Here is a 904-nt window from a genome sequence, read left to right on the forward strand (position 1 = left end):
TAGCTGCCGGAATCGGTGCCCCGATGTGCGGGATCTGTCCGGCCTGCGTCAATATGGGAGGAGATTGCATGGAACCTGACAAAAAGCGCCTGATCATCATAGGAATCGTTGCGTTCATCGGCGTCGTCCTCCTCGTCGCGGCGGTCATGTTCGGAGTTACGACCTTCGTCACCCTGATCACGGGAGTCGACGGTCCGCCGCAAATGTTGGTTGTGGAGGTGGTCGGGGAAGAGGGTCTGCAGAACGCATCCGTCATCCGTCTGACCGACCGGGACCTGCAGCAGCACCCGGTTCTTGCCACCGCGATCCGGGAGGCCGGCAGCAACCCCAACGTGCCGGCATCCACGCCGGTCCCGATGACGGGGGCCGAATGCCTCGCGCTCACCGAGTCGTTTGGTGTGTATACGGCGAATGCGCCGATCCTCGAGTACGACGGAGTATACTATGCTACCCGTGTTCTGATCCATTAGGATGCTTGAAGAGGTGCAGGAATTGAAGAAGGTCATAAACCCGGCAACCGGCTCAAAACGGCGGGGATAATCGTCACCTGCGGTCTTGCCGGCATCGTCGCGGTCGCGCTCGGCCTCATGCTCGCCGGCGCCCTCACCCTCTACGCTCACGAGAGTTCTGGGGAACAGCCGATGCTCTACGTCATGGAGCAGACGACACCAGGAGAGAACGTGGTCGTCCCCCTGACCGAGCAGGACTTCGAGCAGCATCCGGCGCTCGATGCGGTCATCCGTGGTAAGGAGCGCAACCCTTCGGCGTGGGAGTGGGGAGATCGGAGCCAGCGTGTCATCGGGGGAACCAACGTCTCCTACGCGGAGAGCAGGGCGCTCCAGGACGCCTACGGCCCCGGCCGGGAGACATGGGTCTACCCACACCTGGAGTACGAAGGGGCATA

Annotated in this window: 2 protein-coding genes; both read left to right on the forward strand. The window is 62.3% G+C overall.

What is annotated here, in order from left to right:
• Nucleotides 1-470 (forward strand): hypothetical protein (locus tag ACI94_RS02020; protein ID WP_286681030.1); only part of this gene is annotated, 470 nt, incomplete at its 5' end.
• Between the two features lie 117 nt (nt 471-587).
• Nucleotides 588-904, forward strand: a 317-nt coding sequence (locus tag ACI94_RS02025) for a hypothetical protein (RefSeq protein WP_286681031.1), incomplete at its 3' end; no start/stop codon positions are given.

This window comes from Methanoculleus sp. DTU007 (assembly GCF_001512385.1).
In the GTDB taxonomy this organism is placed as follows: domain Archaea; phylum Halobacteriota; class Methanomicrobia; order Methanomicrobiales; family Methanoculleaceae; genus Methanoculleus; species Methanoculleus thermophilus.